The organism is Streptomyces sp. PCS3-D2 (assembly GCF_000612545.2).
GTDB lineage: Bacteria > Actinomycetota > Actinomycetes > Streptomycetales > Streptomycetaceae > Streptomyces.
This window is the reverse complement of the sequence record NZ_CP097800.1, coordinates 4,061,701-4,080,000: the sequence shown is the minus strand read 5'-3', so window position 1 is coordinate 4,080,000 and position 18,300 is coordinate 4,061,701. Positions and strand designations below refer to the sequence as shown.

Genomic DNA, 18,300 nt, shown 5'->3' with positions numbered 1-18,300 from the left:
GGCACGAACGCGTTGGCGTCTAACTCCTTCGGTGTGTACTGTTAAGGATCGAACTTTAGGTATGAAGTCTTCAGTCTTCAGTTATCAAGGCAGGTGAGAAGTGACCAAGGTGATGGGCGCCGCGATGCGGCGGATCCAGGCCGGGAACGCGCTGACGGCGTTCGGCATCGGCTTCACGGTTCCGTTCCTCTACATCTACGTGGCGCAGGTGCGAGGTCTGGGCTCCATGGCGGCCACGAGCGCATTCGTGGCCTTCGCCCTGGGCGCCCTTGTCGCGCTGCCCTTCACCGGTCGGATCATCGACCGACGTGGTCCGGTGCCCGTGGTCATGGGTGCGGCCGTGGCCGCCTCGGCGGGTGCGCTCGCGCTCGGCCTCGCCACGGGAGTCGTGCCCATCCTGCTGTCCGCGCTGGCCCTCGGCGCCGGTCAGGCCGTGATGCAGCCGGCCCTGGCCACGATGATCGTGTGGTGTTCCACGCCGTCCACCCGTACCCGTGCCTTCGCCCTCCAGTTCTTCATGCAGAACCTGGGGCTCGGCATCGGCGGTCTCCTCGGCGGTCAGATCGTCGACGAGAGCCGGCCGGGGAGCTTCACCCTGCTGTTCGGTATCGAGGCCGTGATGTTCCTGGTGCTGGCGGGCGTCGTCGCCACCGTGCGGCTGCCGCAGGTGCCGGCCATCAAGGACGCCGTGCCGAAGGACCCGGCACGGGCCGGTGGCAGCGGTTGGAAGCGGCTGCTGCGCCACAAGACCATGGTGCAGCTGTGCGTGCTGGGCTTCGTGGTGTTCTTCGCCTGCTACGGGCAGTTCGAGTCGGGTCTCGCCGCCTTCGGTACGGAGGCAGCCGGGATCTCCCCCTCCACACTCGGTTTCGCCCTGGCCGCCAACACCGGTGCGATCGTCCTCGCGCAGTTCGTCGTGCTGAAGCTGGTCGAGAAGCGCCGCCGGTCGCGGGTGATCGCGCTCGTCGGGCTGATCTGGACGGGGGCATGGCTGATCGCCGGGTTCTCGGGGCTGGGACATGGCAGCGCGATGATGGCCGCCGCCGCGTTCATCACCACGTACGCGCTCTTCGGTATCGGTGAGGCCATGCTGTCGCCGACGCTGGCCCCGCTGGTCGCCGACTTGGCGCCCGAGGGCTCGGTGGGGCAGTACAACTCGGCGTTCGCGCTGGTCAAGCAGATGGCGCTGGCCTTGGGGCCGCTCGGGGTGCCGCTGGGTGCAGGTGTTCCGATGCTGTACATCGCGGTCTTCGTACTCGTGTCGCTCGGGATCGCCGGCCTGGCGCTGCGACTGGGCAAGGGCCTCACGCCGATGCAGGACAACCCCGTGCTGGCGAGCAGGATCGTCGCGCAGGGCGGTCCCGCCGCGGTCAAGGAGTCCGCGCAGCCCGTGCACGCGGAGGCGCGGCGGTAGGTGCGCAGGCGAAAGGCCCGGGTCTGCGCGGACCCGGGCCTTCGGCGTGTCCGGGCGCTCGGGCTACTTGTCCGGCAGGGCGAACTCGCACCAGACGGCTTTGCCGCCGCCCGGGGTGCGGCGGGAGCCCCAGGAGGAGGCGATGGTCGCGACGATCGAGATGCCGCGGCCGGTCTCGTCGGCTGGTTCGGCGCGGCGGCGGCGCGGGAGGTGGTCGTCGCCGTCGGTGACCTCGATGATCAGCCGGCGGTCGGTACGGCGCAGCCGGAGGTGCATGGGCGGGGTGCCGTGCTGGAGGGAGTTCGCGACGAGTTCGCTCGCCGCGAGGACCCCGAGGTCGCACAGCTCGACGGGGAAGCGCCAGGAGGCGAGGACTCCTTGGGCGAAGGCCCGGGCGCGCGGGGCTGCCTCGATGCCACCCAGGAGTTCCAGGGCGGCGTTGTGGAAGAGCTCGGCGTCCGCGCCGTTGCGCGCGGGCTGCTGGAGCACCATCACGGCGACGTCGTCGTCGTGGTCGGCGTCCACCCCGAGGGCGCGCATGAGGCGGTCGCAGATGACGGTGGGGGTGCCCTGGGCTCCGGCGAGAGCGCGTTCGAGCGCGGCGACGCCCTCGTCGATGTCCTCTCCGCGGCGTTCGACCAGGCCGTCGGTGTAGAGGACCGCGGTGGAGCCGGGGCCGAGCGGGATGGTGCCGGAGGTGTGCAGCCAGCCGCCGGTGCCGAGCGGCGGGCCGGTGGGGTCTGCGGCTCTGCGCACGGTGCCGTGCTCGTCGCGGACGAGGATCGGGAGGTGTCCGGCGGAGGCATACGCGAGCCGGCCCTCACTGGGGTCGTGGACGGCGTACACGCAGGTGGCGATCTGGCTCGCGTCGATCTCGGCGGCGAGTCCGTCGAGGAGCTGGAGCACCTCGTGCGGGGGCAGGTCGAGACGGGCGTAGGCGCGGACGGCGGTGCGCAGCTGGCCCATGACGGCGGCGGCGCGGACGCCGCGGCCCATGACGTCGCCGATGACGAGGGCGGTGCGTCCGGCGCCGAGGGTGATGACGTCGTACCAGTCGCCGCCGACGGCGGCCTCGGTGCCGCCGGGCTGGTAGGTGGCGGCGATGCGCAGGTCGTCGGGCTGTTCCAGCTCCTGCGGGAGCAGGGAGCGCTGGAGGGTGACGGCGGCTTCGCGCTGGCGGCGTTCGCTGGCGCGCAGGCGCTCGACGGCCTCGGCGTGGTCCGTGACGTCGGCGAGGTGGATCATGACGCCGCTGTCGTGGGCTTCCGATTCGGGCACGCTCCCGGTCTCCGTCCCGGTGCGGGGGAACTCGACGGGCGTGCAGGTGACGGTGTACGAGTTGCCGCCGCCCGGTGCGGTGCGGTTCTTGGCGGTGCGGGGCTTGCCGCTGCGCTGGACTTGGTCGAGGAGCGGGAGGAGGCCGAGCTCTCCGAGTTCGGGGAGGGCCTCGTGGGCGGGGGCGCCGGGGGCGCGGGTGCCGAAGCCCGCGGTGTAGGCGTCGTTGACGTAGGCGACGCGGTGTTCGGGGCCGTGGACGAGGGCGACCAGGGCGGGGAGCCGGGCGAGGACCTCGCGGGCGGGGAGCTCGTCGAGGGAGGGCACGGCGGTGAGGGCGCCGGTCCGCCGGGCCGGGGTCGTGCCGGTGCCCGGTCCGGTGCTGCCCTTGGCCGTCCCGGTCGCCGTTCCTGTGCCGGAGACCGTGGGGTCCGCCGGGTGGCCGTCGGTGGCGGGCGCGGACCGCTCCGCTCCGGGGTCGGGGCGGCCGCCGCGGGCTGCCGGGACCGCGCCTTCGCCCCGCTTGGCCTGGGCTGCGGCGTGTTCGGTCCGGGCGGCGGCGCGGCGCTGTGTTCCGGGGAACCGGGCGCTCCAGCGCGTGAAGTTCACTGCGTTCAAGCCTCGTGGTGTCGCGAGTGGTCGCTGTGTCGCTCGTGGGCGGTCGCTGACGGGACGTTGTCACTCTGTGCAGGTGTGAGCACACCTATGGTCACACGTCCAGTGTGGCCGACCGCACTGACAACGTCAGCCCTGGCCGTTCTTCGGGGGGTTGGGGGCGAGGGGCGGGGGAGGTGACTTGGGGCCGCCGCCTGCGGCCAGTTCGAATTCTGCCCTGGGGTGTTCGAGTGAGCCAAGGGAGACGATCTCACGCTTGAAGAGGCCGGAGAGGGTCCATTCGGCAAGTACGCGCATTTTCCGGTTGAAGCTCGGGACGCGGCTGAGGTGGTATGCGCGGTGCATGAACCAGGCCGGGTAGCGCTTCAGCTTGCGTCCGTAGATGTGGGCGACGCCCTTGTGGAGGCCGAGGGAGGCGACCGAGCCGGCGTATTTGTGGGCGTATTCGGTCAGGACCTCGCCGCGCAAGGCGGCGAGGAGGTTGTCGGCGAGGACCTTGGCCTGGCGGACGGCGTGCTGGGCGTTGGGGGCGCACTCGCGGCGGGGGCCCTCGGCGTCCGGCGGGGCCGTGATGTCGGGGACGGCGGCGGCGTCGCCCGCGGCCCAGGCGTGCTCGACTCCTTCGACGGTGAGGAAGGAGGTGCAGACGAGACGGCCGCGTTCGTTCTTGGGGAGGTCGGTCGCGGCCAGGACCGGGTGGGGTTTGACGCCGGCGGTCCAGACGATGGTGCGGGTGGGGAAGCGGGCGCCGTCGCTGAGGACGGCGACGCGGCCCTCGCAGGATTCGAGCCGGGTCTCCAGACGGACGTCGATGTTGCGGCTGCGCAGTTCGCGGACCGTGTAGACGCCCATCTCGAGGCCGACCTCGGGGAGGATGCGGTCGCTGGCCTCGACGAGGACCCACTTCATGTCCTCGGGCTTGATGTTGTGGTAGTACCGCGCCGCGTACCGGGCCATGTCCTCCAGCTCGCCGAGGGCTTCGACGCCCGCGAAACCGCCGCCGACGAAGACGAAGGTGAGGGCGGCGTCGCGGATGGCGGGGTCTCGGGTGGAGGAGGCGATGTCCATCTGCTCGATGACGTGATTGCGCAGGCCGATGGCCTCTTCCACGGTCTTGAAGCCGATGCCGTAGTCGGCGAGGCCGGGCACGGGGAGGGTGCGGGAGACGGAGCCGGGGGCGAGGACGAGCTCGTCGTACTCGATCTCGATGGGGCCGACGCCCTCGTCGGCGGTGGCGAGGGTGTTGACGGTCGCGGTCCGTTTGGCGTGGTCGATGCTCGTGGCCTGTCCGATGACGATGCGGCACTTGCCGAGGACGCGGCGCAGGGGGACCACGACGTGACGCGGGGAGATCGCGCCCGCTGCCGCTTCCGGGAGGAAGGGCTGATAGGTCATGTACGGCTCGGGCGTGACCACCGTGACCTCGGCTTCTCCCGCTCTGAGCTTTCGCTGGAGCCGAAGCGCCGTGTACATGCCGACGTAGCCGCCGCCGACGATCAGGATGCGCGTGCGGGGCGGGGTACCGGGGGCCGCGCCCCGGGAGTTAGCAGCCTTCACCATCCCATGACGCAACGTGGCCGGGAGTTTGTCCACAGGCCCGGCACATTGTGTGACCGGTGGTGGTCCTGGGGCGGGGCGGAGGAGGACCTCTGGAGGTGGCGGAACTTCGCAGGTCAGGGCGGGCGGAGAGGGAGGTTCCGAGGGCATGGAAGGGAAAAGTGGGGGTGAATGCTCCGATCGGGCGGTGGTCCGTCCGGGGCTGCCTCTTCTGAATTGACTCTGGCTCAACTATGTTCGTATCTCGTCGAGGACCGGGCCTGAGACCGTGGCCCCCCTCGGCGTGAAGGCGGGGAGTGTCTCCGGGGGGAGACAAATGATTACCGGGGGATACATATGAACATTTCCGATTTCCATGGTTCTGCGACCGCTCTCTCGGTCGAGGGCGGCGGTCGCGCACTGACCAGCGCGACCACGCACGGTGTGGGCAGGTCCACGCCGCTGCGCGTCGACGCCCAGCGCAACTTGGAGCACGTGCTGCGCGCGGCCCGCGAAGTCTTCGGCGAGCTCGGCTACGGAGCTCCGATGGAGGACGTGGCACGCCGTGCGCGGGTCGGTGTCGGAACCGTGTACCGGCGGTTCCCGAGCAAGGACGTCCTGGTGCGGCGGATAGCCGAGGAGGAGACCGCCCGGCTGACCGAGCAGGCCAAGACGGCACTGGGCCAGGAGGAGGAGCCGTGGCAGGCGCTGTCGCGTTTCCTGCGCACCTCCGTGGCCTCGGGCGCCGGGCGGCTGCTGCCGCCTCAGGTGCTGCGCGTCGGCTCGACCGCCGAGGAGGCGGCCGGGGAGGCGGAGGAGGTGCGGGTTCCGCACCAGCGCCAGGCGGCAGAGGCGGCCGGGACTCCCGGCCTGCGGGTCGTGGGAGCGGCGCGGAGCGCCTCTGACGACGAGCCTTCGGACGACGCGGGTGCGGGTGCGCTGCTGGAGGTCGTCGGCCGGCTGGTGCACCGGGCGCGGGAGGCCGGTGAGCTGCGTGGTGACGTCACGGTGGCCGATGTGCTGCTGGTGATAGCGACGGCGGCGCCCGCGCTGCCCGACCCGGCGCAGCAGGCGGCGGCTTCGACCCGGCTGCTCGACATCCTGCTCGAAGGGCTGCGTTCCCGGACTGCGTGATCCCGGTGGGCCGGCGCCGGGTCGGTGCCGGGCCGGTACGGGGTCGGTACCGGACGGACGTCCGGGTGCCGATGGTTCGTCGGCACGCGCGGCGGCGTGTTCGGTGATGTGTCGAAACCTTCCCGGACGGGTGGATGGCGCCCGGAGGGGTTCGACGCGTGTCCGCCATGTGACACGCTTAATCGGTGTACCGGTTGAGCGTGTCGTGCGGGGGCTTCCGCGATGAGCATTGACGGGCGTGAAGAGTCGTCCGGTGGCGCCGGCGGCGAGACCGAGCTGGGCAGCCTCCCCGCCCGGCAGGTGCCGGCGCAGCGCGAACCGGGCGGGGGGCGCGCACGTTCGTCGGGTCTCTCGGGTCCTTCGGGTCCGGTCGGCTCCGGGGGTGAGCTGCCGCCGTCCGACGGGGACTTGATCGCCCGGATGCGAGCCGGTGACGACGGCGCGTACGCGGAGCTGTTCCGCCGCCACGCCGACGCCGTACGCCGCTACGCGCGGTCCTGCTGCCGGGACCAGCACACCGCGGACGACCTGACCGCCGAGGTGTTCGCACGAACCCTGCAGGCGGTACGGGGCGGGGCCGGGCCGGATCAGTCGGTGCGGGCCTATCTGCTCACCACCGTACGCAGGGTCGCGGCGACCTGGGCCAAGACGGCCAAGCGGGAGCACCTCGTCGAGGACTTCGCCGTCTTCGCGGAGCAGGCGGCCACGCGTACCGAGAGCGGCGCCGGGATGTCCGGGCTCTCGGGGGACGACACCCTCGAACTGGGCGCCGACGTGCGGGCCATGCGGGTGGCCGAGCAGTCGCTGGCCATGCAGGCCTTCCGGAGCCTGCCCGAGCGGTGGCAGGCCGTGCTGTGGCACACCACCGTCGAAGAGGCGTCGCCGAGTGCGATCGCCCCGCTGTTCGGGCTGAGCGCCAACGCGACGGCGGTGCTGGCCAGTCGCGCCCGCGAAGGCCTCAAGCAGGCCTACCTGCAGGCCCATGTGAGCTCGGCGCTGAGCGAAGGCGGCGACTGCGCGCGGTACGCGGACCGGCTGGGCGCCTACGCGCGGGGTGGGCTGCGGATGCGGGCGGAGCGGGGGCTGCGCAAGCACCTGGAGCAGTGCGTGAAGTGCCGGCTGGCCGCCGGGGAGCTCAAGGACGTCAACGCGGGGATTCCGGCGCTGCTTCCGGTTGCGGTCATCGGGTGGTTCGCCGCCGGGTACGCGGCCAAGGCGGCCGGGGTGGTGGCCGGTGGGGCCGTCGCCGCGGGCGGGGCCGGGGCCGCGGCGGCCGCCGCGGGCAGTACGGCGGCCGGTGCCGGCGGGGCTGCGGGAGGTACGGCCGGTTCCGGGGCGGGGGCCGCAGGGGGCGCTGCCGGCGGGGCCGGAGTCAGTGGTTCCGGATCCGCGGCCGGGGGTGCGCTGGCGGCCGAGGGACTCGGGCTGCCGGCCAAGGCCGCCCTCGCCGCCGGTATCGCGGTCGCCACTGCAGCCGGGGTGGTGTTCGCACTGGCCGGGGATGAGCCCGAGCCCCAGGCCCGGGTGAAGCCGGCGCCGAGCGTGGCAGCACCCGCCGTCCCCAGGGCACCCGCCTCCCCGTCGCCCTCGGCGGAGCCGAGCCCGCCGGAGACGGAGCCGCAGCCCGCGCGGGCCTCCGTACCCCCGTCGCGCAAGCCGGCACCATCGGCCTCGGCCTCCCCGTCCCCGGCGGCGCCCTCGGTGTCTCCGTCGCCCTCCCCCAGCCGGGAGAAGCCCGCGCCCGCGCCGTCCCCGAGCACGCCCGCGCCGACGCCGACGACCCCGGCGCCGGTCCCGAAGCCGCCGCAGTCGTTCCGGCTGGCGGCCCTCCCCTACTCGGTGCGGGGCGACCACAGCGGCCCGGAGCTGCAGACCTGGCACAGCAGCTGGGTGTGGCAGCGGTGGGGGCTGCGGGTGGGCGACCGGCGGTTCGCGCAGGGCATCACCGTGAACTCGCGTTCCTCTGTGGAGATCGCCCTCAACCGGCAGTGCACCGGCCTCTCGGCCTGGGCCGGAGTGGACGGCCTGTCGCTGCTCACCGACGGGTCGCTGCGCTTCTCCGTCTACGCCGACGGGCAGCGGCTGTGGCAGTCCGGGGCCCTCGGGTACGAGGATCCGCCCGCGGCCGTCCAGGTCTCCCTCGAAGGGCGCACGTCGCTGCGGCTGGTGGTGGAGCGGGCCGGCCCGGGCCGGCTGCCGACGCTGGCGAGCTGGGCCGACGCGGTGATCACCTGCCGCTGAATGCCTGTCCGTGATCAGCGGCAGGTGATCAGCCGGCGGTGAGCGCGGTGACGAGCCCGGCCGGGGTGAGCACGGCGCCCGCCGCCTCCTCCCGCGCCCAGCGGTCGGGGCCGAGCAGCGCCCGGGTGCGCTCCGGGAGGCCGTCCACGACGGTTTCCTCGGGGACCGAGCGGGGCAGGCCCGCGCGCCAGGCGGTGGCCGCCGCGAGGGCCCGTACGGCCTCGGCGGGACGGTCGGCGTCGGCCAGGAACCGGGCAGCCGCCTCCGCGACGCCGGCCAGGACGCGCTCGGCGCAGCGCCCTGTGACGGCGGCGTGCAGAGCGGGTCCGATCAGAGCCAGTGCGGCCTCCGGCCCGTGTTCGCGTGCGGTGAGGAGGGCGTCGACGGTGTCCAGCCCGGCGGTGAGCTGGGCCGGCACGGTGATCCGTTCGGTCTGGACGCGGGCGAGCTCGCACTCCGTTCTGGCTCGGACGGCGTCCCCCCGCTGGAGGGCGAGGTGGGCCGCGAGGAACCGGGCGTAGGCACTGACGTCCTGCGCGCCGCCGTGCCGGTCGGTCTCCTCCCCGGCCTCGGCCAGGAGCCGCTCGGCGTCGTCGAGGTCGCCCGCACTGTAGGCGGCCTCGGCGATCCGGGCGATGGCGAAGGGCACCTCGCCGTGGTCCCCGACCTCGCGGGCGAGGCGCAGGCACTCCTCGAACTCGGTGCGGGCCTCGGCGTACCGGCCGCGCGAGAAGGCGATCTCCCCAGCGGCGCCGGCGACCTGGGCGCGGGTCCAGCGGTCCCCGACGCGCCGGGCGATGCCGTGGAGTTCGGCGAGGTCGGCGTCGACGGTGGACAGCCCTCCGGTGATGTCGATGGCGGTTCGGGCGCGCAGCATGAGGATGATGCCGAGTTCCCATTCGCTCGCATGCCGGCGGCAGTTCTCCACGGACCGGTCGAGGTCGGTCCCGATGTCGACGGCGTCGCCGACGAGGAAGGACGTGGCGGGCCAGAGGATCCCCGGGAAGACCGCGGTCTCGGGGGAGTCCCGGCGGAAGGCCGTCCTGATTCGGACGGCGAGCTCCCGGTATTCGGGCGTGCGGAACTTCCTGGCGGAGTCGCTGTCCGCGAGCAGGAACATGCCGAGGACCTGGAGGTGCATGCGGCGCCAGTACGCGGGCGTTCCCTCGGGCGCTCGGCCCGGGGTGAGGGTGAGGACCCGGGTCGTCCACTCGGCTCCCTCGACACGGTAGTTGCGCAGCCACCAGAACCAGCCGAGGGCGCAGGCGAGCCGCTGTGCGGTTTCGGCGTCGGCCTCGTGGGCGGTCGTGGTGTGCAGGGCGGCACGGAGGTTGTCGAGTTCGGTCTCCACGAGCCGGATCCACGGGAGCTGGGCGGCGGTGCGGATCAGGGGTTCGGCCCGCTCGGCGAACGCGAGGAAGTGGGCGGCGTGGCGGCGGGCGGTGGCGCGGGCGTCGGCCGGGTGGGCGGCGGCGCGTTCGGCGGCGTACTCGTGGATGGTTTCGAGCATGCGGTAGCGCATGGCGGTGCCGTCGGGGGCGGGGGCGGCGACCACGAGGGACTTGTCGACGAGGGAGCCGAGGGTGTCGGCGACGTCCGCGACGCCGTCCCCGGCCGGATCGGAGCACACGGCCTCGGCGGCAGCGAGGTCACAGCCGCCCGCGAAGACCGACAGCCGACGCAGGACCGTGCGCTCGGCCTCGTCAAGCAGGTCCCAAGACCAGTCGACGACCGCACGCAGGGTCTGCTGACGCGGCAGGACCGTACGGGAACCACCGGTCAACAGCCGGAACCGATCGTCCAACCGATCCGCGATCTGCCGCGGGGTCAACAGCCGCAGCCGCGCCGCCGCCAACTCGATCGCCAACGGCAGCCCATCGAGACGACGGCAGATCTCCGCAGCGGCGACCGGATCCTCCTCCACCGCAAACCCGGCACGGGCCGCCGCCCCACGGTCGCCCAGCAACCGCAGCGCAATCGGGTCGGGCAGCGGTTCCACCGGACGAACCATCTCCCCAGGCACACCGAGGGGTTCGCGGCTGGTGGCCAAGACCTGAACACCAGGACAATGCGTAAGGAGGCGTTCAGCAAGCGCCGCAGCAGCTTCGACAACGTGCTCACAGTTGTCCAACACCAGCAGCAGACGGCGGTGCGCACAGTGCTCCACGAGCCGGGTCGTGGGGTCGGCGGCGGCCGTCGGGGCCGGGGTCTCGCGGGCGACCAGGGAGTTCTCGCGCAGACCGAGGGCGCTCAGGACGGCGCCGGGGACGGCGTCGGGGTGTTCGAGGCGGGCGAGTTCGACGAGCCAGCCGGGCTCGGGGTGGGACGCGGCGGCGTGTTCGGCGAGGCGGGTCTTTCCCGAACCACCGGGGCCGGTGAGGGTGATGAGGCGCAGCCGGGCCAGGTCGTCGCGGAGGGAGGCCAGTTCGGGCTCGCGGCCGACGAAGGAGTTCAGACGGGGACGGAGATTGCCGCGCGGCGCCGGCACCGAGGCCGGCACCGAGGCCGGGCCCGGGGCCTCCGGGCGGGTGGACGGGGCCGGCGGGCCGCCGGGCTGCGGCGGCCGGCCGGGCGGGGTCTGGACGTTCTCGGTGTGCTGGGAGTTCTGGGAGCTCTGGGAGTTCTGGGTTTTCAGCGGTGCCGGTGCGGTCCCCGGCGGTCGCGGAGTCCGTGACGGCAGGGACGTCTGCGGCGGCTGGGGCCGGAGCAGTTCCGCGTGCAGGGCGGTGAGTTCGGGTCCGGGGTCGGTGCCGAGGCCGTCGGCGAGGGCGCGGCGCGTGCGTTCGTACGCGGCGAGGGCGTCGGCGTTGCGGCCGGCGGCTCGCAGGGCGCGCAGCTGCTGGGCGCGCAGCGGTTCGTCGTACGGGCTCTCGTGGACCAGCGCCTCGATCTCCGGCAGGAGCAGCTCCGGGGCGGTGGCGCCGCTGCGCAGGTCCGCCTCGATGCGGCGGCGCAGGGCGGCCGAGCGGCGGGCTTCGGGGGCGGCTGCGTGTGCGGTACGGGCGGGCTCGGCCAGGTCTGCGAGGGCCGGGCCGCGCCAGAGGGAGAAGGTGCGCAGGGTGCGGGCGGCGGCCTCCGGGTCGGCGGCCAGCTCCCGGTCGCCCTCGGCGGCGAGGCGGGTGAAACGGTGGAGGTCGACGTCGTCGGGGGCGGCGGCGAGGCGGTATCCGCCGGTGGGGGCGGCGTGGACGGCGTCCCGGCCGCCGAGGGCCCGGCGCAGGCGGGCGACGAGCGCTTGGAGGGCGGCGGGGGCGTCCAGGGGCGGGGCCTCGCCCCAGACGTCGTCGACGAGTGCGGAGACGGCGGCCGTCCGGCCGGCGCGTAGGGCGAGCGCGGCGAGGAGTGCGCGCAGCCGGGCGCCGCCGATCGGAAGGGGGGCACCGGTCTCGTCGTGTGCCTCGGTGACGCCGAGGATGAGGTACCGCACCCGCCAATTCTGCCCGGCCGGGCGGTGGGTGGCGGCGCCATTCGGGGACGGGCCCGTGCCGGCGGTCGCGCCGCCGGGAGCGTGGTGACCGTCGGCGCGGCCCGGCCTCAGGTGATCGAGGTGTCGCCGCCGGCCTCCAGGAGGGTGCGCAGGGCCTCGGCGACCGTGGCGCAGGTGGCGGCGTCGAGGGGGGCGAGCAGTTCGGCGTACCGGCGCAGGTGGTCTTCGAGCAGCGACTCGGTGAGGCCGACGCTGTGCTCGGTCAGCCGGATCCGGACGGTACGGCGGTCCTGGCCGTCCCGCACCCGTTCCACCAGCCCCTTGGCCTCCATGCGGTCGATGCGGTTGGTGATCGCCCCGGAGGTCACCATGGCGGCCGGGATGAGGGCTCCGGCGGTGAGCGCGTACGGAGGGCCGCTGCGGCGGAGGGTGAAGAGGATGTCGAGCTCACCCGCCTCCAGGTCGTGTTCTGCCGCGAAGGCCTTGAGGTGCTTGTCGAGGATCCGGTTCATCCGCTGGATCCGGGCCAGGACCTCGACCGGCCACAGGCCCGGTACCAGCTCGGGACGCTCCCGCGCCCACTGTCCGATGATCGCGTCCACCGCGTCGCTCATGCCGCCTCCTCTTCCGTCGACGTGCGCCCGTCGACGTGTCTGTCGACGTGTCTGTCGACGTGTCTGTCGACGTGTCTGTCGCCCTCCAGAATATCTCAACGTTGAGACACTTGACGTTGAGAGGATGGCCCTGCTTTTATCTCAACGTTGAGATTCTGAACCTTGAGACGGATCGGAGCCGGCGCCACATGACCCCCAAACCCGTCAACGCCACCACGGCCACCACAGCCGCGACCGCCACTACGGCCACGACCACCGCCACCGCCACGAAGCCCGCCCCCGGCACCGCCCCGGTCCCCGTGCTGTGGCTCGCCCTGCTCGCCACCCCCGTGGCCGCCACGGCCAACGCCCCCGTGCTGATCCTTCCGGACATGGCCGCCTCCCTCGGGGTGGACACCTCGACCGCGGCCCGGCTCGTCGCCGCCTTCGCCTGGGCCATGGCCGTCTCCGTCCCGCTGCTGGCCGGGCTGCTGCGCCGCCGGGGCCTCACCCCGGTCCTCCGGTTGTCCACCGCCCTCCTCCTCGGCGGCACACTCCTCGTCGCCGCATCCCCCTGGCTGGCGGCGGTCCTCCTCGGCCGAGCCGCCCAGGCCGTGGGCGGCGCCGGCCTGGTGGCGGCCGCGATGAGCCTGGCCGGCTCGGCCCGCCGCATGGGCGTCATCAGCGCCGGCTTCGGCATGCTGGGCGCGTCCGGCCCGCTGCTCGGCGCGCAGCTCTCCCACACCGTGTCGTGGCGGCTCTCGCTCTCGGTGTCCCTGGTCTCGCTCCTGGCGGTGCCCGCGGTGAGCCGGTACGCGCAGGCCCCGGCCGCCGCCCCGCAGGGTCGGTTCGACACGCGCGGCGCCGCACTGCTGGCCGTGCTGGCCACCGCCCTCGTCCTGCTCCCCCACGCGCCGGCCGCCGCCCTGGGCTCCGCGGCCATCGCCGCCGGGCTCCTTACGCTCCACATGCGGCGCCGGCCCGACGGATTCGTCCCGGCCGCCCTGGTCCGCAGCCGCCTCTTCCTCGGCTCGGCTCTGCTCGCGTGCGCGCTGTCGACCTCGTACTTCACCCTGCTGTTCGCCGTGCCCCGGCTGCTCACCGACCGCGCGGGCTGGGACGTCACCGCGGCCGGCACCGGTCAGCTCGTGACGCTGCTCACCGGATCCGCGCTCTCCTGGCTGCTGGCGGCGGGCTCGGCGCGCATGGGCCGGACGGCCGTACGCGCCGTACTGGTCTCGGTCGGCACGCTGGCCGTGGTGCTCGCGGTGTTCGGGAGCTCGGGCCCGCTGCTCCTGGCGGCCACCCTCGGCGGCGTGTTCGGCGCGGCCGGCGCCAGTGCCGTGCTGTCGGTGCAGGCCGCGTCGAGCGCCCCCGACGCCCAGCGCCCCACGGCCATCGGCCTGTTCACCCTCTGCTACCAGCTGGGCGGCGCCTTCGGCCCGGCGATCGCGACCGCCCTGGTCCTGGGCCGGTAGGGCCCGGTCAGCCGGTAGGGCCCGGTCAGGAGAGCGCCGGGCGGTGCACCGGAACCCCCTCGGGCACGGCCCTCCGTCGGGCCGCCGAGGTACCCGTCCAGCAGGTGCCGCGCCGGGCCAGCAGCCGGTGCAGCCACAGCTCCATCGAGACGAGTTCCGCGAGCCCGTCCAGCGGGACCGGCCGTCCGTCGGCCGCGTCGAGCAGGGCCTGGCGCACGACCCGGGCCTCGATCAGCCCGGCGTCCGCGAGCAGCGGGGCGGCGAAGAGGTCCAGCAGGTCACCCAGGGCGGCGCGCAGCCCCAGCCTGGTTGCCGTCTCGTTCGGCGCGTGCGCGGTGGCGCCCCAGCCCGGCGGGAGTTCGCGCACGCCGGCCGAGTACAGGACGCTGCGCAGGATCTCCGCTCGGGCGCCGGGCTGCACGCGCAGGGATTCGGGCAGGGCACGCGCAGCCCGTACGACCTGGTTGTCGAGGAAGGGGGCGTGCAGGCGCTGGCTGCGCACCTCCACGGCCTGCTCGAAGACCCGGTGGTCGGCGGCCTGGCGGGCCAGTGCGGAACGCGCCCGCGCCTCTCCCGGCCGCAGCGACAGCGGCGGCCGCCCGGCCGCGGCCGACAGCCGGATCGATACTTCCGCCAGCGCCTCCCCGGTGAGCCAGCCCGCCGCCGGACCCGGCCGAGACCAGGTCAGGGCCGCGAGGGAAGCGTCCACCGGGCCGGAGGCTCGTTCGGTGACCCCGCCTTCGCGGAGCCTGGCCGCGGCGGCCTCCATGCCCGCGCGGTACGTCGTACGGGCCAGTCTGCGGGCCGCCGAGTACACGGTGAGCGGCACCAGCAGGGACTCCCCGGCCGCTCCGGCGGCCGAGGCGGAGCGGGCCAGCGCCGCCACCGGGCGCAGCAGGTGGCGCCGACGGCGGTCCATCAGGAGGTCGGCCATACGGGCCGGATGGGCGTCGAGGACCTGCCGGGCGCCGTGGCCGGTGAAGTGGTCGGCCGCTCCCGCGGCGAGTCTGCGCCGCTCGCGGGCGGCGAAGACCAGCGAGGGGCCGGGTTCGTCGGTGAGCGGGCCGTCCAGGTCGGTGTACGGCAGGGCCTCGGCCGCGGCGGCGACCACGACGTGGTGCAGCCGCGGGTCTGCCGCCACGGCCCTGGCGCGTTCCAGTTCGTCCTCGCGCCCCTGCGGGGTGGCCAGGTCGTTGAAGGTGACCGCGAGCAGCCGGGCCCCGGCAGGGCTGGTGAGACTGCCGGGGGCACCCGGCAGACCGGCCGCCAGGAGAGCGAGCGTCGCGGAGGCGCTGCCGCCGGACAGGTCGGCGCCCACCCCGGGGGCCGGGGCGCCGCGGGCAGCACGCCGGTCGGCCGGTCCCATGCCGGGCACGGGGCCGGGATCGTACGGTGGCCGGGTGTCGGGAGCATGCCGCGGAGCCGTGAGCCGGGCGCGCACCGCATCCACCAACGCTTCCCGTACGCCCTCCACCGCCCGGTCGGCGTCGGCCTCGGGCGCGGCCACGGCGAGCGAGGCCACCTGCTCGTAGCCGGTGATCTCGCGGGAGCCCTCGCGCAGGATGAGGGCGTGCCCGGGCGGGATGCGGCGGACGCCCGCGTACGGGGTGCCGTCGCCCAGTGCCTCCGGGCTGTCCGGACAGGCCAGCAGGGCGGCGAGATGGCCGATGTCGAGCTGGGCCTCGATGAGGTCGGCGAGCGGGAGCGCGGCGGTGGCGTAGGCCGTCCCGCTCGCCCAGGGCGTGTAGAAGACGGGCCGGGCGCCCGCGAGGTCGCCGACGACGGTGATCCGGCGGCCGGCCTGGACCACGGCGGTGTAGCTGCCGGACCACTGGGTGAGGTGGCGCAGCGCACCGCCGCGGGCCGCGTAGAGGGCCCTGCGCAGCTCGGCGTCGGTCGCGCCGCAGCAGCCGAGCACGGCGAGCCGGGTGAAGGGGTCCGAGGGGTCCGCGGTGACCATGCGGATCTCGTCGGGGCGCCAGTCGCCGACGGCCCAGAGCGGGTCGGGGTCGCCCCAGAGCAGCTGGGCACCGACGGGCTGGACGGTGCGCTCCGCGTCCGCACCGGGGTCGGCCGCGTGGGCGGCGTCGGCGATGCCGCCGTCCAGGGGCGCGCCGCCGTGTCCGCCCGGTCCGTGGCCGGGAACCTGGCCGGAGACGCGGCCGGCCGTGCCGAAGCTCGCGGCGATACTGCTCCACCCCACCAACCAGCGCACCGCCGCCTCCCCAGCCTGTGGGCACATGACCGGGGCACGGGCAGCACGGACAGCGCTGAGGGCGCAGCCTGCGGGACCCCGGTGGCTCGGGTCCATGCTGCCACGGGACAGGCGTGCGAGAGGGGTTATAGGGGGCGCACAAGCAAACGAATACGCCCCGGCCACACGGTATTTGACGTTCCGTTCCCACCGCCCTATAGGTCACTTTCGGCCATTCTTGGGCCGCCCGGAGAGTCGTTGCGCGCGGTCGGCGCCCGGCACCCGGGCGCGGCCCGGGAGACGTGATCCGCCCCCCGGACCGTTCCGCCACCCGCGGGGATTGAGGTAGCGGCGTCCCCCGGCCCACCCCGGTTCACCCGGCGGACCGACCCACGCACCGCACATCGAATCGCCGGGCCCGCGGACCGGCCAGAGCGCACGGGCGGGCGCACGGCCACACAGGCGGAGCACGCGGGGAAACGTGCGCCCCTGCCGCCTGCCCCGGGCCGGACCGCGCAAACGGACAACAATCCCGCCATACGGAAGTAAGGGCCTTAACGCTTGGGAGGCGGGGAACTACGCTGGGTTTACGAAATGCCGGGCGCCTATGCCCCGGCGGCGTATGCGTTGTGTGCGTTCCGCGTGTGACGAGGGGTGGCGCATGTCCAGGGAGCTCCGCGAGCCCAATGAGAAGCTCGGCGCCGTCCTCGCCCTCGCGGGCATCAGCAACGCCGGGCTGGCCCGGCGTGTCAACGACCTCGGCGCGCAGCGCGGCCTGACGCTTCGGTACGACAAGACCTCGGTGGCCCGGTGGGTGTCGAAGGGCATGGTGCCGCAGGGCGCGGCCCCGCACCTGATCGCCGCCGCCATCGGCGCGAAACTGGGGCGGCCGGTGCCGCTGCACGAGATCGGCCTGGCGGACGCGGACCCCGCGCCCGAAGTGGGGCTGGCCTTCCCCCGCGACGTCGGAGCGGCCGTGCGCTCGGCCACCGACCTCTACCGGCTCGACCTCGCAGGGCGGCGCGGCGGGGGCGGGATCTGGCAGTCACTCGCGGGCTCGTTCTCCGTGGCGGCCTATGCGACGCCCGCGTCGCGGTGGCTGATATCTCCCGCCGACAGCTCGGTGGCGAGGGAGCCGGCGGCCTCGACCGGTCCGGCCGGCTCGACAGGCCCGGCGACCCCGGTACCTCCGGCGCCCCAGGCCGGATCGGCGGGTCCGGCCGGATCGGCGGGTCCGGTACGCCACCCGTCCGCGGCTGCGACCTCCTCGACTCACGACGCTCCGGCCCAGGACGCACCGGCGCCAGCCCCCCGACCCTCCCCGGAAGGCCGTACGACCGGTCCGGCGACGGGCCGGATGGCAGCTCCCGCAGGCCGGACGGCAGGCCCGCCGTCCACCGTTGTGCCCGCGCAGTCCGGCCCCGAAACGCCGCGCGACCACGTGCAGCGCGTGGGTCACAGCGATGTGGCCAAGCTGCGCGAGGCCGCCGAGGACGCCCGCCGCTGGGACTCCAAGTACGGCGGCGGCGACTGGCGTTCGTCGATGGTCCCCGAGTGCCTACGGGTGGACGCGACCCCGCTGCTGCTGGGCTCGTACACCGACGAGGTGGGTCGCGCCCTCTTCGGCGCGACCGCCGAACTGACCCGGCTGGCCGGGTGGATGGCCTTCGACACCGGCCAGCAGGAAGCGGCCCAGCGGTACTACATCCAGGCGCTGCGCCTGGCCCGCGCGGCCGCGGACGTACCGCTCGGCGGATACGTACTGGCCTCGATGTCCCTCCAGGCGACCTACCGCGACTTCCCGGACGAGGGCGTGGACCTCGCGCAGGCCGCCGTCGAGCGCAACCGCGGCCTGGCCACGGCGCGCACGATGAGCTTCTTCCGGCTGGTCGAGGCCCGGGCGCACGCGAAGGCGGGCGATTCGACGGCCGCCGGAGCGGCGCTGCGGGCCGCGGAGGGCTGGCTGGAGCGGGCCCGCGAGGGCGACCCCGATCCGATCTGGCTCGGCTTCTACTCATACGACCGGTTCGCCGCGGATGCGGCGGAATGCTATCGGGACCTCAAACTCCCCCGGCAGGTCCGGCGCTTCACCGAGCAGGCGCTGTCCCGGCCCACGGAGGAGTACGTGCGATCCCACGGACTGCGGCTGGTCGTCAGCGCGGTCGCGGAGCTGGAATCGGGCAATCTGGACGCGGCGTGCGCGGCGGGCACCCAGGCGGTGGAGGTGGCGGGCCGGATCTCCTCGGCACGCACGACCGAATACGTGCGGGACCTGCTGCACCGCCTGGAACCCTACGGTGACGAGCCGCGCGTCGCGGAGCTGCGCGAGCGGGCCCGGCCCCTCCTGGTGGCTCCGGCGTAGACCCGCGTGGCCCCGCTGTCGGTGCGGGGGT

The 18,300-nt window shown here is 74.2% G+C and carries 10 protein-coding genes; 5 read left to right on the top strand and 5 right to left on the bottom strand.

Annotated elements, in window-relative coordinates:
* Positions 1-112 precede the first annotated feature (112 nt).
* Entirely contained in the window at positions 113-1,414 is a 1,302-nt protein-coding gene (locus AW27_RS17920) for an MFS transporter (protein WP_037921276.1), read from the top strand.
* Positions 1,415-1,477: 63 nt separating this feature from the next.
* On the opposite strand, the gene AW27_RS17915 is transcribed toward AW27_RS17920, so the two are convergent.
* Together AW27_RS17915 and AW27_RS17910 are read right to left on the bottom strand one after the other, a co-directional pair.
* Positions 1,478-3,298, bottom strand: a complete 1,821-nt coding sequence (locus tag AW27_RS17915) for an ATP-binding SpoIIE family protein phosphatase (protein ID WP_037920069.1) — start codon at positions 3,296-3,298, stop codon at positions 1,478-1,480.
* A 135-nt stretch (positions 3,299-3,433) separates the two neighbouring features.
* On the bottom strand, positions 3,434-4,864 hold the full coding sequence (locus AW27_RS17910) for an NAD(P)/FAD-dependent oxidoreductase (RefSeq protein ID WP_052030336.1): 1,431 nt from the start codon (positions 4,862-4,864) through the stop codon (positions 3,434-3,436).
* A 333-nt stretch (positions 4,865-5,197) separates the two neighbouring features.
* On the opposite strand from AW27_RS17910, the gene AW27_RS17905 reads away from it, so the two are divergent.
* On the top strand, positions 5,198-5,974 hold the full coding sequence (locus tag AW27_RS17905; protein WP_037920070.1) for a TetR/AcrR family transcriptional regulator: 777 nt from the start codon (positions 5,198-5,200) through the stop codon (positions 5,972-5,974).
* Positions 5,975-6,196: 222 nt separating this feature from the next.
* Positions 6,197-8,215: a sigma-70 family RNA polymerase sigma factor gene (locus tag AW27_RS17900; RefSeq protein ID WP_037920071.1), complete on the top strand. Its 2,019-nt coding sequence runs from the start codon at positions 6,197-6,199 to the stop codon at positions 8,213-8,215.
* 28 nt (positions 8,216-8,243) lie between these two features.
* Here AW27_RS17900 and AW27_RS17895 read toward each other — a convergent pair whose 3' ends face one another.
* Together AW27_RS17895 and AW27_RS17890 are read right to left on the bottom strand one after the other, a co-directional pair.
* A complete protein-coding gene (locus tag AW27_RS17895) occupies positions 8,244-11,642 on the bottom strand; it encodes an AfsR/SARP family transcriptional regulator (RefSeq protein ID WP_304949881.1) in 3,399 nt (1,132 codons plus the stop codon).
* Between the two features lie 107 nt (positions 11,643-11,749).
* Positions 11,750-12,256, bottom strand: coding sequence for a MarR family winged helix-turn-helix transcriptional regulator (locus tag AW27_RS17890; RefSeq protein ID WP_037920073.1), 507 nt, complete (start codon positions 12,254-12,256; stop codon positions 11,750-11,752).
* 188 nt (positions 12,257-12,444) lie between these two features.
* Between AW27_RS17890 and AW27_RS17885 the strand changes: the two genes are divergently transcribed.
* Positions 12,445-13,713 (top strand): MFS transporter, encoded by a 1,269-nt coding sequence (locus AW27_RS17885; protein WP_052030337.1) that lies wholly within the window; start codon positions 12,445-12,447, stop codon positions 13,711-13,713.
* A gap of 25 nt (positions 13,714-13,738) precedes the next feature.
* Here AW27_RS17885 and AW27_RS17880 read toward each other — a convergent pair whose 3' ends face one another.
* On the bottom strand, positions 13,739-15,928 hold the full coding sequence (locus AW27_RS17880; RefSeq protein ID WP_037920075.1) for an asparagine synthase-related protein: 2,190 nt from the start codon (positions 15,926-15,928) through the stop codon (positions 13,739-13,741).
* Positions 15,929-16,568: 640 nt separating this feature from the next.
* Here AW27_RS17880 and AW27_RS17875 point away from each other — a divergent pair.
* Entirely contained in the window at positions 16,569-18,269 is a 1,701-nt protein-coding gene (locus AW27_RS17875; RefSeq protein ID WP_037920077.1) for an NsdA family TPR-like regulatory protein, read from the top strand.
* Positions 18,270-18,300 lie beyond the last annotated feature (31 nt).

Coding starts and splice junctions, on each gene's coding strand:
- AW27_RS17920 (WP_037921276.1), top strand. CDS start 113: ATGGGCGCCGCGATGCGGCGGATCCAGGCCGGGAACGCGCTGACGGCG.
- AW27_RS17910 (WP_052030336.1), bottom strand. CDS start 4,864: ATGGTGAAGGCTGCTAACTCCCGGGGCGCGGCCCCCGGTACCCCGCCC.
- AW27_RS17905 (WP_037920070.1), top strand. CDS start 5,198: ATGAACATTTCCGATTTCCATGGTTCTGCGACCGCTCTCTCGGTCGAG.
- AW27_RS17900 (WP_037920071.1), top strand. CDS start 6,197: ATGAGCATTGACGGGCGTGAAGAGTCGTCCGGTGGCGCCGGCGGCGAG.
- AW27_RS17890 (WP_037920073.1), bottom strand. CDS start 12,256: ATGAGCGACGCGGTGGACGCGATCATCGGACAGTGGGCGCGGGAGCGT.
- AW27_RS17885 (WP_052030337.1), top strand. CDS start 12,445: ATGACCCCCAAACCCGTCAACGCCACCACGGCCACCACAGCCGCGACC.
- AW27_RS17875 (WP_037920077.1), top strand. CDS start 16,569: ATGTCCAGGGAGCTCCGCGAGCCCAATGAGAAGCTCGGCGCCGTCCTC.